We start from the raw sequence: 13,752 nt of genomic DNA, 5'->3' as shown, positions 1-13,752 counted from the left end.
TTTGCCCACAGAGTTATCCACAAATCTCAACAACATTCCGCAATCACATAATAGAGATAAAAATTTGCGAGCGTTGCGCAAACGTTTTCGTTACAATGCTCGCCGCTAAACAAGGATGCCCCGTAAGGGGCGTTAGCTGAATTTTTCGCGAAAAATTCAGCTAACGCTCTCTGTAAATAGTCAAATCCAGGGGATTTACCATGCAACAACGTCGTCCAGTCCGCCGTGCTCTGCTCAGTGTTTCTGACAAGGCCGGTATCGTCGAATTCGCTCAGGCACTTTCCGCACGTGGTGTGGAGCTACTCTCTACCGGTGGCACAGCTCGCCTGTTAGCAGATAAAGGCTTGCCGGTAACCGAAGTTTCCGATTACACCGGTTTCCCGGAAATGATGGATGGACGCGTAAAAACCCTGCATCCAAAAGTTCACGGCGGGATCCTCGGCCGTCGCGGCCAGGATGATGCCATTATGGAACAGCACCATATTGAGCCAATCGATATGGTAGTTGTTAACCTTTACCCATTCGCTCAGACCGTCGCCCGTGAAGGTTGTTCACTGGAAGATGCCGTTGAGAATATCGATATCGGTGGCCCGACGATGGTTCGCTCCGCCGCCAAGAACCACAAAGATGTCGCCATCGTGGTGAAGAGCAGCGATTACGTCACCATTATTGAAGAGATGGACGCCAACGAAGGCTCTCTGACGCTGGATACCCGCTTCGACCTCGCTATCAAAGCATTCGAACACACCGCATCTTACGACAGCATGATCGCCAACTACTTCGGCAGCATGGTTCCGGCTTATCACGGCGAAAGCAAAGAAGCCGCTGGCCGCTTCCCGCGCACCCTGAATCTGAACTTCATCAAGAAACAGGATATGCGTTATGGCGAGAACAGCCACCAGCAGGCAGCCTTCTATATAGAAGAGAATGTAAAAGAGGCCTCCGTTGCCACCGCCACTCAGGTACAGGGCAAAGCCCTCTCTTATAACAATATTGCCGATACTGACGCGGCACTGGAGTGCGTGAAAGAGTTCGCCGAGCCGGCATGCGTCATTGTGAAACACGCCAACCCCTGCGGCGTGGCAATCAGTCACTCTATTCTTGACGCCTACGACCGTGCTTATAAAACCGACCCAACTTCCGCATTCGGCGGCATCATCGCGTTTAACCGCGAGCTGGATGCTGAAACTGCGCAGGCGATTATCTCCCGTCAGTTTGTTGAAGTGATCATTGCGCCATCCGCCAGCGAAGAAGCGCTGAAAATCACCGCCGCAAAACAAAACGTGCGCGTGTTGACTTGCGGTCAGTGGGCGGAGCGCGTTCCGGCTCTCGATTTCAAACGTGTGAACGGTGGTCTGCTGGTTCAGGATCGTGACCTGGGAATGGTTGGCGCGGAAGAGTTGCGCGTCGTGAGTAAACGCCAGCCCACCGAGCAGGAGCTACGCGATGCGCTGTTCTGCTGGAAAGTGGCGAAATTCGTGAAATCTAACGCCATTGTCTATGCCAAAGGCAATATGACCATTGGAATCGGCGCAGGACAAATGAGCCGCGTCTACTCTGCAAAAATCGCGGGTATCAAGGCTGCCGACGAAGGCCTGGAAGTAAAAGGCTCCTCTATGGCATCCGACGCTTTCTTCCCCTTCCGTGACGGTATTGATGCCGCGGCAGCGGCAGGTGTAACCTGCGTAATCCAGCCTGGCGGTTCTATCCGCGATGACGAAGTGATTGCCGCTGCCGACGAGCACGGTATCGCCATGCTCTTTACCGACATGCGCCACTTCCGCCATTAATGGAGCGAAACATGAAAGTACTCGTAATTGGTAACGGCGGACGCGAGCACGCGCTGGCCTGGAAAGCGGCACAGTCGCCGCTGGTTAATACCGTTTTTGTTGCACCGGGCAACGCTGGCACTGCGCTGGAGCCTGCGCTGCAAAACGTTGCTATCAGCGTAACGGATATTCCGGCGCTGCTGAGCTTCGCGCAGAACGAGAAGATTGACCTGACCATCGTTGGCCCGGAAGCACCGCTGGTGATTGGCGTGGTTGATGCGTTCCGTGCAGCAGGCCTGACAATCTTCGGCCCAACCGAAGGTGCTGCGCAACTCGAAGGTTCGAAAGCATTCACCAAAGACTTCCTGGCGCGCCACAAAATCCCAACGGCGGAATACCAGAACTTCACCGAGATCGAGCCTGCACTGGCTTATTTGCGTGAGAAAGGCGCGCCGATCGTCATTAAAGCTGACGGTCTGGCAGCCGGTAAGGGCGTTATCGTGGCAATGACGCTGGCGGAAGCAGAAGCCGCAGTTCACGATATGCTGGCGGGCAATGCCTTCGGCGACGCGGGCCATCGCATTGTCATCGAAGAGTTCCTCGACGGCGAAGAAGCGAGCTTTATCGTGATGGTCGACGGCGAACACGTATTGCCGATGGCTACCAGTCAGGATCACAAACGCGTAGGCGATAAAGATACCGGGCCAAACACCGGCGGCATGGGCGCGTACTCTCCTGCCCCGGTGGTAACGAATGACGTCCACCAGCGCACCATGGAACGTATCATCTGGCCAACGGTGAAAGGTATGGCGGCGGAAGGCAACACTTACACCGGTTTCCTCTACGCCGGGCTGATGATTGATAAGCAGGGCAACCCGAAGGTTATCGAGTTCAACTGCCGTTTTGGCGATCCGGAAACCCAGCCGATCATGCTGCGCATGAAGTCCGATCTGGTTGAACTCTGTCTGGCAGCCTGCGACGGCAAGCTGGATGCGAAGACCTCCGAATGGGACGAACGAGCTTCACTCGGCGTGGTGATGGCCGCAGGGGGTTATCCCGGCGATTATCATACGGGTGATGTGATCCATGGCCTGCCGCAGGAAGAAGTAGAATACGGGAAGGTCTTCCAGGCGGGCACGAAACTCTCTGACGATGGGCAGGTACTAACCAACGGCGGCCGCGTGCTGTGCGTAACAGCTCTGGGTCATACGGTTGCCGAAGCGCAGCAACGCGCCTACGCGCTGATGAGCAATATCCACTGGGACGGTAGTTTCAGCCGTTCGGATATCGGCTATCGGGCGATTGCGCGCGAGCAAGGCGAATAACGGGCAATTCAACATGCCCGGTGGCGCGATGCTTGCCGGGCATGTTTAGCCCTCTCAGTCGGGCTTAAAAACTCTTTTCCATTGGCTGCCAGGTACAGTAGTCCTGGTTAGCCACCAGCAGCAGTTGCGTCCCTTCAGGCGACTCCAGCCAGGCAATGCTCACTTCCATCGAAGAGTGGCGTTGACGATTCTCTACGCGCGCAAGCGCCCGACTGTCGAAATCAGGGGTGATCACTTCACCTTCACAGGTCGTTACTGTCTGGTCTGCATGCCAGCGCCCCTGACGCAGCACCACACGCCCAAGGCGCAATGCATCGCTGGTCTGGTGGATCTGCTCTGCACGATAGCGATAAAGCGCCACCTGGTCACTGGAGAGTTGCTGTTTCTGTCCGTCGACTTCACGCTGCATGAAGCTCAGTTCACCGCGGCTATCAAAACGGGCACGAATATGTTCGGAGGGTTTACTGTAGATATTCAGTTCAATCAGCGAAAGCCGATCGCCCTGCCAGCGGTATTCACTGGTTGAAGTGGCGCCACTGTGCCACGGGCTGAAAACAGCCAGAAGATGAGTTTCCCCACCGGTGTCTTTGCGCCAGATGCGTACAGCCCCCTGGTTGTCGGCGTACCCGCTCGCGGTGAACGGTGGTAACGCGCTGTTATGGCTACAGGCTGAGAGCAACAGGACACCTCCCAACACCGCCACAGAACGCCAGATAGACAAAAGGGGTGATACCACCCCTTCGCTAAAACTGTTCACTGCCACGCGGTCTTACTTAACTGCGTCTTTCAGTGCTTTACCAGAAACAAATGCCGGCACGTTAGCTGCGGCGATTTTGATTTCTTTACCGGTCTGCGGGTTGCGGCCAGTACGCTCAGCGCGGTGGTTCACTTTGAAGGTGCCGAAACCAACCAGTTGTACTGCATCGCCTTCTTTCAGAGACTCAGTAATAGCAGCCAGAGTGGATTCCAGAGCGGCTTTAGCCTGGGTTTTGGACAGTTCTGCTTTGTCTGCAATTACATCAATCAGTTGAGTCTTGTTCATAAGTTATCCTTACAATGTGTTTATCGCTTGCTAAGCATCGAGTGCGACGAAAATGCCAGAAAAGCACTCTCCTGCATACACGCACCGATAGCCACTTTTTTTCGCCCCCCAAATGTAGACCAGACGGGGGGCGGAAGGGAAGCCTTCAGGCACGACAATTCAGGCGGTAAATCACGTTTTCTTGTCTCATTGCTTAAAATTTATACCAATATTGCTCTCGCCGGCCTCTTTAAGGTCTGCGCGCAGCCCTTTTATCAGCTCAACATCGCGTTCTTCACTGTCGGCTAAAACTCGGAAAATTTCCCACTGAATGTCCCATTCCTGTTCCACAGCCGGGTTCTCTTTGAGCTCTTCATCGGTCATTTCGCGACCAGCCTGAGTCATTTCCAGCATCGCCACGGTAGTAATAGAACTCTTACTGACTTCGATAGCGTGTTCCAGCGTTTCACCACTCAGACGGGAGTGCACCAGTTCGCTCAGTGCGACGCAGGCATCAATCGCCGGATAAACCCCGTACATGTCAAAATCATCCGCCGCCGGGATCGCTTCTTCCAGCTTTTCGAGCTGGCTGTCGAAATTCACCTTCGCGTCTTTCACCGTCAGCGTTTCCCAGATGAGATCCAGAATACGGCGATAAACGTGCGGGTCGCCAAACTCTGACTCTTTGCAGAACATGGCGTAGTTCGGGTACATGCGCTCGCACAGGCAGGCCATAAACGTGACGTGCTGCCAGCTTTCCAGCTTCTCCAGGCGCAGGTGAATCGGGTTTTGTAACATGATGAGTTCTCAAATGCGGAAATTAGCCGCAGTTTACCTGAATTGTGGTTATTTTGCTGTAAGGCGCGTAAAGGCAGCGCGTTCAGAAGCGACGGCATCCGCCCAGCGCGTTGGCTCCGGCAGTCGATAGCCTTTCATACAGCGTTGCACCCATGCCAGAGCGCTATCGGTGCTCACCCGATGTCCCGTGGCAATAAACAACGGATTACAACGCGCTTTACTGCGCCACACCCACGCCAGTTGTTCGCCTTTATCCATCAACGGCGCTAACGCCCCGGGTTCGCTGCCAAGCGGCTCAAACTTCCCACACAGCCGTTTTTTCGCCACGCCAATCGTCGGCACATCCACCAGCAGACCAAAATGGCTGGCAACGCCCAGACGGCGCGGATGCGAGATACCGTGACCATCGACAAACACCATATCCGGCTTTTGCGACAGCTTTTCCCACACCGCCAGCAGCGCCGGGTATTCACGAAATGACAGGAAGCCGGGAATGTAGGGCATGGTGGTCGCAATGCGCGCCACCTGATACTCCACCAGCTCAAGCGAGGGATATTTCAACAGCACCATCGCCGCTCGCGTCACTTCACCACCCTGCTCAAAACCGACATCAGCCCCTGCGATCAGATCCGGTGGATCTTTATCCAGGCGATCCTCACGGATCACAGAAGAGGCGAGTTCAATTTGCTGAGCGCGTAGCGACGCGAGATCCATAATCACTCCTTACTGATGATAAGGTACAGAGAGACGGTGTACCGCCTCAACAAACGCCCCGGCGTGTTCCGGCGGCACATCCTGATGGATGCCGTGACCGAGGTTAAAGACGTGGCCTTCGCCCTTGCCGAAGCCTGCCAGAATAGTCGCCACTTCTTCCTCGATGCGCACAGGCTGTGCGTAAAGCATGGATGGATCCATATTGCCCTGCAGCGCCACTTTATGGCCCACGCGGCGACGCGCATCGGCAATGTCGGTTGTCCAGTCGAGACCCAACGCATCACAGCCGGTTTCCGCCATCGCTTCCAGCCACTGCCCACCGCCTTTGGTGAACAGCGTCACCGGCACACGGCGACCGTCGTTTTCACGCAGCAGGCCATCGACAATTTTGTGCATGTAGTAGAGCGAGAACTGTTGGTAGTCGCGCCCGGTGAGCACGCCGCCCCAGGTGTCGAAAATCATCACCGACTGCGCGCCAGCTTCAATCTGCGCATTCAGGTAGAGGGTGACGCTTTTCGCCAGCTTATCGAGCAACAGATGCAGCGTTTGCGGTTCGGCATACATCATCTTTTTGATAACGGTAAACGCTTTGCTACTGCCGCCTTCGACCATATAGGTCGCCAGCGTCCACGGGCTGCCGGAGAAACCAATCAGCGGCACTTCGCCTTTCAGTTCGCGGCGGATCGTGCGCACCGCGTTCATCACGTAACCCAGTTCACCTTCTGGATCAGGGATCGGCAGCTTATCGACATCCGCTTTACTGGTAATCGGTGAGGTAAAGCGTGGGCCTTCACCCGCTTCAAAATAGAGCCCGAGTCCCATCGCATCCGGGATGGTCAGAATATCGGAGAACAGAATAGCCGCATCCAGCGGGTAACGGCGCAGCGGTTGCAGCGTTACCTCACAGGCCAGTTCGGCATTTTTGCACAGGGACATAAAATCCCCGGCCTGAGCACGGGTGGCTTTATACTCCGGTAAATAGCGGCCCGCCTGGCGCATCATCCAGACAGGGGTGACATCTACAGGCTGACGCAGCAGCGCACGCAGGTAACGATCGTTTTTAAGTTCGGTCATTTTTCCATTCCTTGAGCTCTTTCACGCCAGTGTAACATGAGTGTCACTCATACTCTGCCCGGCAGAGTGCGACAGTGTCTTCGATAAGCCGACGTGCGACGGTTCCTGGCGGCGGCAAAAGCGGTAAATCGTCATAGCGATACCAGTTAGCTTCCAGCAGCTCTTTCGGGTCGATCGCGATATCGCCGCTGTCATATTCGGCCATAAACGCGGTCATCAGCGATTGCGGGAATGGCCATGGCTGGGAAGTGACATAACGCAGGTTTTTGATTTTTATACTGCTCTCCTCCATCACTTCACGCGCGACGGCCTGCTCGAGCGTTTCGCCCACTTCGACAAACCCGGCCAGTACGGTATGTATGCCATTGCGATGACGGGTATGTTGGGCCAGCAGAATGGAATCATCACGGCGGATAGCGACGATAATGCAGGGGGCGATTTGCGGGTAGTAGCGTTGGCGGCAGTGGCCGCAGAGCATTGCCCACTCGGTTTTACTCGGGTGCATGGTATGCCCGCAGTAGCCGCAGAATTTATGCGAGCGGTAGAACTCCGCTAACTGCACGCCACGCCCGGCCAGTTGAAACAGGCCCGCATCCTGGTCGAGAATTTGCCGCAGCGAGCCCATATCATGGCGACGTGGTTGCTGAATCAGCCACACCGGCGAGCCTTGCCATTCACCAATCCGCAGCGCGCGTTGCCCCGCAAGATCGAAATTTCCCGCTTCGCCCCAGGGTAATTCACCGCCCGGCAACCATAATTTTTGCTCATGGCTGACGACCCACCAGCCGATGTCTAATTTTTCAATTATACGATCCATATCTATTGCACTACCTTTGCTTCACTGGCATGTTATTTACATTATCGTTACATCTTAGTGCGCAGTCTTTAAACCCACTTGTGCGGAGTCAATCACATGTTAAACCAGCTCGAAAGCCTGACGGAGCATGTTGGAGGCAGTAACAAACTGGTCGACCGCTGGCTCAACATACGCAAGCAATTGCTTGTCGCTTATTCCAACCTGATTGGGATTAAGCCTGGCAAAGAATCGTTTATACGGCTGAATGAAAAAGCACTGGATGATTTTTGTCAGCGACTGGTGGACTACCTCTCCTCCTGTCACTTCAGTATTTATGAACGCATTCTCCATAAATTGGAAGGCGACAATGCGCTTTTAACCGCCACCAAAATCTGGCCCAGGCTGGAAGCCAATACCCAGTTAATTATGGAATACTACGACTCCAGCCTGGAGACGGCCATCGATCACGATAATTGCTTTGAATTTCAACAGGCGTTGTCGGATATCGGCGAAGCGCTGGAGGCGCGTTTTGAACTCGAAGATAAGCTAATTATGCTTGTGCTGGATGCAATGCACGAGAATGGCGGGATCAAACGTCCCGCTTGAGATTTTACGCATTAACGCGTAGTTTACATTCATTGCCCCTTTAGAGGGGCTACATCTTGTCGGAGTGCCACGTGTGAAAGCACAGGCTGAGACCGTTAATTCGGGATCCGCGGAACCTGATCAGGCTAATACCTGCGAAGGGAACAAGAGTAATTTAGTTTTATGCCTTTGCCTTCACGGGCGCTGTGCAGCCATTACTCCATCCGTCGTCTGACAAGCCATATCCTTTCAATCTGGTATGCGCTATGTCTACAACAAAACTAACCCGCCGCGAACAACGCGAACAGGCTCAACGCTTTATTCATACTCTGGAAGGCACTGCTTTCCCTAACTCGCGCCGTATTTATCTTACAGGCTCACAGGCTGGCGTGCGCGTCCCCATGCGCGAGATCCAGCTAAGCCCGACGCTCATCGGCGGAAGCAAAGAGAACCCGCAGTTCGAAGAGAACGAAGCGATTCCGGTTTACGATACATCTGGCCCCTACGGCGACCCGGCAGAAACGATTGATGTTCGCCAGGGGCTGGCAAAACTTCGCCAGCCATGGATTGATGCGCGTGCAGATAGCGAAACGTTAACAGCGCGCAGCTCCGCCTATACCCAGTCACGCCTGGCAGATGAGTTTCTCGATGCGCTGCGCTTCACCGGCCTGCTGACACCAAAACGTGCGCGACCCGGCAAACGCGTCACCCAACTGCACTATGCGCGCCGGGGGGTAATCACCCCGGAGATGGAGTTCATCGCCCTGCGCGAAAACATGGGGCGCGAGCGTATTCGCAGCGAAGCGCTGCGTCAGCAGCATCCGGGGCAAAGTTTCGGTACGTTGCTGCCGCCAAATATTACGCCTGAGTTCGTGCGCGCCGAAGTGGCGGCTGGTCGGGCGATAATCCCGGCCAATATTAATCATCCGGAATCAGAACCGATGATCATCGGGCGCAACTTCCTGGTGAAGGTGAACGCCAATATTGGCAACTCGGCAGTCACCTCCTCTATTGAGGAGGAGGTGGAAAAACTGGTGTGGGCGACACGCTGGGGAGCCGATACGGTGATGGATCTCTCAACGGGTCGCTACATCCATGAAACCCGCGAGTGGATCCTGCGCAACAGCCCGGTACCGATTGGCACAGTACCGATCTACCAGGCGCTGGAGAAGGTCAACGGGATCGCTGAAGATCTCACCTGGGAAGCGTTCCGCGACACACTGCTGGAGCAGGCGGAACAGGGCGTCGACTACTTTACCATTCATGCGGGCGTACTGCTGCGCTACGTGCCGATGACCGCCAAACGCCTGACGGGGATTGTGTCACGCGGCGGATCGATCATGGCGAAATGGTGCCTGTCGCATCATCAGGAAAACTTCCTCTATCAGCACTTCCGCGAAATCTGTGAAATCTGTGCGGCCTATGATGTCTCGCTGTCACTGGGCGACGGCCTGCGCCCGGGCTCCATTCAGGATGCTAACGATGAAGCTCAATTTGCCGAACTGCATACCCTGGGTGAGCTGACGAAAATCGCCTGGGAGTATGACGTACAGGTGATGATTGAAGGCCCCGGCCATGTGCCAATGCAGATGATCCGCCGCAATATGACTGAAGAGCTGGAACACTGCCACGAAGCGCCTTTTTATACACTCGGGCCGCTCACCACCGACATTGCCCCTGGTTACGACCATTTCACCTCCGGGATTGGCGCGGCAATGATTGGCTGGTTCGGCTGCGCCATGCTCTGTTATGTGACGCCAAAAGAGCACCTTGGCTTACCCAACAAAGAAGACGTAAAACAAGGGCTTATCACATATAAGATAGCCGCCCATGCGGCAGACCTGGCAAAAGGCCATCCCGGCGCGCAAATTCGCGATAACGCCATGTCGAAAGCGCGCTTTGAATTTCGCTGGGAAGATCAGTTCAACCTCGCCCTCGACCCCTTCACCGCCCGTGCGTATCACGATGAAACACTGCCGCAGGAATCTGGCAAGGTTGCTCATTTCTGCTCCATGTGCGGCCCCAAATTCTGTTCCATGAAAATCACCCAGGAAGTGCGCGATTACGCAGCGCAACAAGCCGTGGAGGATGGCATGGCCGGGATGTCCGGGCAGTTCCGCGCCCGGGGTGGCGAAATTTATATCCCTCAGGAGAATCAATAATGTATCAGCCCCATTTTCCCCCGGTTCCTTTCCGTTTAGGTCTCTATCCCGTTGTCGATAGCGTGGAGTGGATCGCACGTTTGCTGGAAGCCGGTGTGCGCACAATCCAGCTACGCATAAAAGATAAGCAGGATGATGAGGTAGAGGCTGATGTCATCGCCGCCATCGCGTTGGGTCGGCGCTATAACGCGCGTTTGTTTATTAATGACTACTGGCGTCTGGCGATTAAACACCAGGCTTATGGCGTGCATCTGGGGCAGGAAGATCTGGAAACGACCGATCTCGATGCGATTCGCGCAGCCAACTTACGGCTTGGCGTGTCGACCCATGATGATATGGAAATTGACGTCGCGCTGGCGGCGCAGCCTTCCTACATCGCCCTTGGCCACGTATTCCCCACGCAAACCAAGCAGATGCCTTCCGCGCCGCAGGGGGTGGAGCAACTCGCCGTACATATCTCACGGCTGGGAGATTACCCGACGGTTGCCATTGGCGGTATCAGCCTTGAACGCGCCCCAGCGGTGCTGGCGACCGGCGTCGGCAGCATCGCTGTCGTGAGTGCGATTACGCAGGCCGCAGACTGGCGCGACGCCACCGCAAAGCTACTGGCGCTGGCAGGAGTGGGCGATGAATGATCGCGATTTCATGCGCTACAGCCGCCAGATGTTACTGGAGGATATCGCCGTGGAGGGCCAGCAAAAATTGCTCGCCAGCCGGGTGCTTATCGTCGGGCTCGGCGGGTTGGGCGCGCCTGCGGCGCTCTATCTTGCCGGCGCGGGCGTCGGCACATTAGTGCTTGCCGACGATGACGAAGTCCATCTCAGCAATCTTCACCGTCAGATTACGTTTACCACGCACGACATCGCCCGCGCCAAAGCGGATGCGACACGCGAGCGACTGGCCGCATTAAACCCGGATATCACTCTCACAACGCTCACCCAGCGGCTGGCGGGCGATGCGCTCAGGCAGGCGGTACAAGAAGTGGATCTGGTGCTCGATTGCACCGATAACATGGCAACGCGCCAGGCGATTAACGCCGCCTGTGTGGCGCTGAACACGCCGCTGATCACCGCAAGCGCGGTAGGGTTCGGCGGGCAGATAATGGTACTGACGCCGCCGTGGACGCAAGGCTGTTACCGTTGTCTGTGGCCGGACGATGCCGAACCAGAGCGCAACTGCCGCACAGCAGGCGTCGTCGGCCCGGTGGTTGGCGTAATGGGGACATTGCAGGCGCTGGAAGCCATCAAGCTGTTAAGCGGTATGCCCACCAGCAATACCTTACGTCTGTTTGACGCCCGCGCGCACCAGTGGAGAAACCTGGCGCTGCATCGCGCGGCGGGCTGCCCGGTTTGTGGAGGTCGCCATGCAGATTCAGTTTAATGACGAACCCATGCAGTGCGCGGAAGGACTCTCCGTCACCGCCCTGCTCACCAAACTGGAACAGTTAAAACCGGGCGTCGCGCTGGCGCTCAATCAGCAAATCCTGCCGCGCGAGCGTTGGGAACATCACATTGTGCAGGACGGCGATCAGATCCTGCTTTTCCAGGTTATAGCCGGGGGCTGACATGTTACGTATTGCCGATAAAATCTTTGATTCTCATTTATTTACGGGTACCGGAAAATTCGCCTCATCGAAGATGATGGTCGATGCGATTCGCGCATCGGGTAGTCAGTTGGTCACGCTGGCAATGAAGCGCGTCGATTTACGCCAGAATAACGATGCCATTCTGCAACCGCTGCGCGAAGCGGGCGTCACGCTGTTGCCGAATACCTCCGGCGCGAAAACGGCGGAAGAAGCGGTATTCGCCGCGCAGTTAGCCCGGGAAGCGCTGGGGACAAACTGGCTGAAGCTGGAAATTCACCCTGACGCACGCTGGCTGTTGCCCGACCCGATCGAAACCCTGAAAGCCGCTGAACTACTGGTGAAAGAGGGTTTTGTGGTGCTGCCCTATTGCGGCGCAGATCCGGTGCTGTGTAAGCGTCTTGAAGAAGCGGGATGCGCCGCCGTGATGCCGCTGGGCGCGCCCATTGGTTCCAATCAGGGGCTGGAAACCCGCGCAATGTTAGAGATTATCATTGCGCAGGCGAATGTTCCGGTGGTGGTCGATGCAGGAATTGGCGTGCCGAGCCACGCGGCACAGGCGCTGGAAATGGGCGCCGACGCGGTTCTGGTGAACACGGCTATCGCAGTGGCTGATGATCCCGTGCTGATGGCACACGCGTTTCGCATGGCGGTCGATGCCGGTATCCTGGCGCGACAGGCCGTTCCGGGTTCACGCAGCACTCATGCCATCGCCACCAGCCCGTTAACCGGTTTTCTGGAGGCCAGTGCATGAATACCTTTAGCGATCGCTGGCGTGAACTCAACTGGGACGATCTGCGCCTGAAAATCAGCAGCAAAACCGCTGCTGACGTTGAGCGCGCGCTGGCCGCCCGCCATCTGACGCGCGACGATATGATGGCGCTGCTCTCCCCCGCCGCCGCCGATTATCTTGAACCGCTGGCGCAGCGGGCACAGCAACTCACCCGTCAGCGCTTCGGCAACACCGTCAGCTTTTACGTTCCACTGTATCTCTCGAATCTGTGCGCCAACGACTGTACCTACTGCGGTTTCTCGATGAGTAACCACATCAAGCGCAAGACGCTGGACGAGGCCGAAATCGCCAGGGAGTGCGCCGCCATCCGCGCGATGAATTTCGAGCATCTGCTACTGGTGACTGGCGAGCATCAAAATAAGGTCGGGATGGACTATTTCCGCCGCCATCTTCCCGCCATCCGCAGCCAGTTTTCATCTTTACAGATGGAAGTACAGCCGCTCTCCACCGAAGAGTACGCTGAACTGAAAACGCTGGGGTTAGATGGCGTGATGGTCTATCAGGAGACCTATCACGAAGCGCAGTATGCCCATCATCATTTGAAAGGGAAAAAGCAGGATTTCTTCTGGCGGCTGGATACGCCAGACAGGCTTGGCCAGGCCGGGATTGATAAGATCGGCCTCGGCGCGCTAATTGGTCTATCCGATAGCTGGCGCGTGGATTGTTTTATGGTGGCCGAGCATCTGCTGTGGCTGCAACATCATTACTGGCAAAGCCGCTACTCTGTCTCGTTCCCACGCCTGCGCCCCTGCGCGGGCGGCATCGAACCGGCATCGATTATGGATGAGAAGCAGCTTGTGCAGGTAATTTGCGCGTTTCGCCTCTTCTCGCCGGAAATTGAGCTGTCGCTCTCGACCCGCGAGTCACCGTGGTTTCGCGACAACGTCATTCCACTGGCGATTAATAACGTCAGCGCCTTCTCGAAAACGCAGCCTGGCGGATACGCCGACGATCATCCCGAGCTGGAGCAGTTTTCTCCGCACGATGCGCGCCGGCCAGAAGCGGTTGCCGATGCGCTACGCGAGCGTGGGTTACAGCCCGTATGGAAAGACTGGGATGGCTGGTTGGGACGCGCCTCGCAACCCTGAAGAGAGTGATGTAAGCCGATGAAAAGACTTACGTAGCCGATCGCA

At 56.0% G+C, this 13,752-nt stretch carries 15 protein-coding genes and 1 riboswitch; of the genes, 9 read left to right on the top strand and 6 right to left on the bottom strand.

The window, feature by feature from the left end:
* Nucleotides 1-200 precede the first annotated feature (200 nt).
* Together purH and purD are read left to right on the top strand one after the other, a co-directional pair.
* Entirely contained in the window at nucleotides 201-1,790 is a 1,590-nt protein-coding gene (gene purH / locus VSR74_RS22545; RefSeq protein WP_347796754.1) for a bifunctional phosphoribosylaminoimidazolecarboxamide formyltransferase/IMP cyclohydrolase, read from the top strand.
* Nucleotides 1,791-1,801: 11 nt separating this feature from the next.
* Nucleotides 1,802-3,094, top strand: a complete 1,293-nt coding sequence (purD, locus tag VSR74_RS22540) for a phosphoribosylamine--glycine ligase (protein ID WP_347796753.1) — start codon at nucleotides 1,802-1,804, stop codon at nucleotides 3,092-3,094.
* Between the two features lie 64 nt (nucleotides 3,095-3,158).
* Here the strand turns inward: purD and VSR74_RS22535 are convergent, their stop codons facing one another.
* The 6 genes from VSR74_RS22535 to nudC all read right to left on the bottom strand — a co-directional run bounded on the left by VSR74_RS22535 (nucleotide 3,159) and on the right by nudC (nucleotide 7,518).
* The gene (locus VSR74_RS22535) at nucleotides 3,159-3,851 is read right to left on the bottom strand and encodes a DUF1481 domain-containing protein (protein ID WP_347796755.1); all 693 of its coding nucleotides are present in this window, start codon (nucleotides 3,849-3,851) and stop codon (nucleotides 3,159-3,161) included.
* 12 nt (nucleotides 3,852-3,863) lie between these two features.
* Nucleotides 3,864-4,136: a nucleoid-associated protein HU-alpha gene (gene hupA / locus VSR74_RS22530; protein WP_001044509.1), complete on the bottom strand. Its 273-nt coding sequence runs from the start codon at nucleotides 4,134-4,136 to the stop codon at nucleotides 3,864-3,866.
* Between the two features lie 186 nt (nucleotides 4,137-4,322).
* On the bottom strand, nucleotides 4,323-4,913 hold the full coding sequence (locus tag VSR74_RS22525; RefSeq protein WP_015966373.1) for a YjaG family protein: 591 nt from the start codon (nucleotides 4,911-4,913) through the stop codon (nucleotides 4,323-4,325).
* Nucleotides 4,914-4,961: 48 nt separating this feature from the next.
* A complete protein-coding gene (gene nfi / locus VSR74_RS22520) occupies nucleotides 4,962-5,627 on the bottom strand; it encodes a deoxyribonuclease V (protein ID WP_347796752.1) in 666 nt (221 codons plus the stop codon).
* 9 nt (nucleotides 5,628-5,636) lie between these two features.
* Nucleotides 5,637-6,701: a uroporphyrinogen decarboxylase gene (gene hemE / locus VSR74_RS22515; protein ID WP_347796751.1), complete on the bottom strand. Its 1,065-nt coding sequence runs from the start codon at nucleotides 6,699-6,701 to the stop codon at nucleotides 5,637-5,639.
* Nucleotides 6,702-6,744: 43 nt separating this feature from the next.
* Nucleotides 6,745-7,518: an NAD(+) diphosphatase gene (gene nudC / locus VSR74_RS22510; RefSeq protein WP_347796750.1), complete on the bottom strand. Its 774-nt coding sequence runs from the start codon at nucleotides 7,516-7,518 to the stop codon at nucleotides 6,745-6,747.
* Between the two features lie 96 nt (nucleotides 7,519-7,614).
* Between nudC and rsd the strand changes: the two genes are divergently transcribed.
* From rsd to thiH, 7 genes are all read left to right on the top strand, one after another.
* The gene (rsd, locus tag VSR74_RS22505; RefSeq protein WP_347796749.1) at nucleotides 7,615-8,103 is read left to right on the top strand and encodes a sigma D regulator; all 489 of its coding nucleotides are present in this window, start codon (nucleotides 7,615-7,617) and stop codon (nucleotides 8,101-8,103) included.
* Between the two features lie 50 nt (nucleotides 8,104-8,153).
* Nucleotides 8,154-8,263, top strand: a riboswitch (TPP riboswitch).
* 85 nt (nucleotides 8,264-8,348) lie between these two features.
* Nucleotides 8,349-10,244 carry a phosphomethylpyrimidine synthase ThiC gene (thiC, locus tag VSR74_RS22500; RefSeq protein ID WP_347796748.1) on the top strand — a complete coding sequence of 632 codons (1,896 nt, stop codon included), beginning with the start codon at nucleotides 8,349-8,351 and terminating at the stop codon, nucleotides 10,242-10,244.
* Nucleotides 10,244-10,879 (top strand): thiamine phosphate synthase, encoded by a 636-nt coding sequence (gene thiE / locus VSR74_RS22495; protein ID WP_347796747.1) that lies wholly within the window; start codon nucleotides 10,244-10,246, stop codon nucleotides 10,877-10,879. Before thiC ends, thiE begins: the two co-directional genes overlap by 1 nt.
* Nucleotides 10,872-11,624, top strand: coding sequence for a thiazole biosynthesis adenylyltransferase ThiF (gene thiF / locus VSR74_RS22490; RefSeq protein WP_347796746.1), 753 nt, complete (start codon nucleotides 10,872-10,874; stop codon nucleotides 11,622-11,624). Before thiE ends, thiF begins: the two co-directional genes overlap by 8 nt.
* Complete coding sequence (gene thiS / locus VSR74_RS22485) at nucleotides 11,608-11,808, top strand: sulfur carrier protein ThiS (RefSeq protein ID WP_347796745.1); 201 nt, start codon at nucleotides 11,608-11,610, stop codon at nucleotides 11,806-11,808. The genes thiF and thiS overlap by 17 nt, the downstream gene beginning before the upstream one ends.
* Before the next feature lies 1 nt (nucleotide 11,809).
* Nucleotides 11,810-12,580 carry a thiazole synthase gene (gene thiG / locus VSR74_RS22480; RefSeq protein WP_347796744.1) on the top strand — a complete coding sequence of 257 codons (771 nt, stop codon included), beginning with the start codon at nucleotides 11,810-11,812 and terminating at the stop codon, nucleotides 12,578-12,580.
* Nucleotides 12,577-13,707: a 2-iminoacetate synthase ThiH gene (gene thiH, locus VSR74_RS22475; protein ID WP_347796743.1), complete on the top strand. Its 1,131-nt coding sequence runs from the start codon at nucleotides 12,577-12,579 to the stop codon at nucleotides 13,705-13,707. Before thiG ends, thiH begins: the two co-directional genes overlap by 4 nt.
* Nucleotides 13,708-13,752: the final 45 nt, after the last annotated feature.

Source organism: Pseudocitrobacter cyperus (assembly GCF_039889165.1).
GTDB lineage: Bacteria > Pseudomonadota > Gammaproteobacteria > Enterobacterales > Enterobacteriaceae > Pseudocitrobacter > Pseudocitrobacter cyperus.
This window is presented reverse-complemented; position numbering and strand designations above follow the sequence as displayed.

Coding starts and splice junctions, on each gene's coding strand:
- thiF (WP_347796746.1), top strand. CDS start 10,872: ATGAATGATCGCGATTTCATGCGCTACAGCCGCCAGATGTTACTGGAG.
- purH (WP_347796754.1), top strand. CDS start 201: ATGCAACAACGTCGTCCAGTCCGCCGTGCTCTGCTCAGTGTTTCTGAC.
- nfi (WP_347796752.1), bottom strand. CDS start 5,627: ATGGATCTCGCGTCGCTACGCGCTCAGCAAATTGAACTCGCCTCTTCT.
- thiH (WP_347796743.1), top strand. CDS start 12,577: ATGAATACCTTTAGCGATCGCTGGCGTGAACTCAACTGGGACGATCTG.
- thiG (WP_347796744.1), top strand. CDS start 11,810: ATGTTACGTATTGCCGATAAAATCTTTGATTCTCATTTATTTACGGGT.
- rsd (WP_347796749.1), top strand. CDS start 7,615: ATGTTAAACCAGCTCGAAAGCCTGACGGAGCATGTTGGAGGCAGTAAC.
- thiE (WP_347796747.1), top strand. CDS start 10,244: ATGTATCAGCCCCATTTTCCCCCGGTTCCTTTCCGTTTAGGTCTCTAT.
- hupA (WP_001044509.1), bottom strand. CDS start 4,136: ATGAACAAGACTCAACTGATTGATGTAATTGCAGACAAAGCAGAACTG.
- VSR74_RS22525 (WP_015966373.1), bottom strand. CDS start 4,913: ATGTTACAAAACCCGATTCACCTGCGCCTGGAGAAGCTGGAAAGCTGG.
- thiC (WP_347796748.1), top strand. CDS start 8,349: ATGTCTACAACAAAACTAACCCGCCGCGAACAACGCGAACAGGCTCAA.
- thiS (WP_347796745.1), top strand. CDS start 11,608: ATGCAGATTCAGTTTAATGACGAACCCATGCAGTGCGCGGAAGGACTC.
- nudC (WP_347796750.1), bottom strand. CDS start 7,518: ATGGATCGTATAATTGAAAAATTAGACATCGGCTGGTGGGTCGTCAGC.
- purD (WP_347796753.1), top strand. CDS start 1,802: ATGAAAGTACTCGTAATTGGTAACGGCGGACGCGAGCACGCGCTGGCC.
- hemE (WP_347796751.1), bottom strand. CDS start 6,701: ATGACCGAACTTAAAAACGATCGTTACCTGCGTGCGCTGCTGCGTCAG.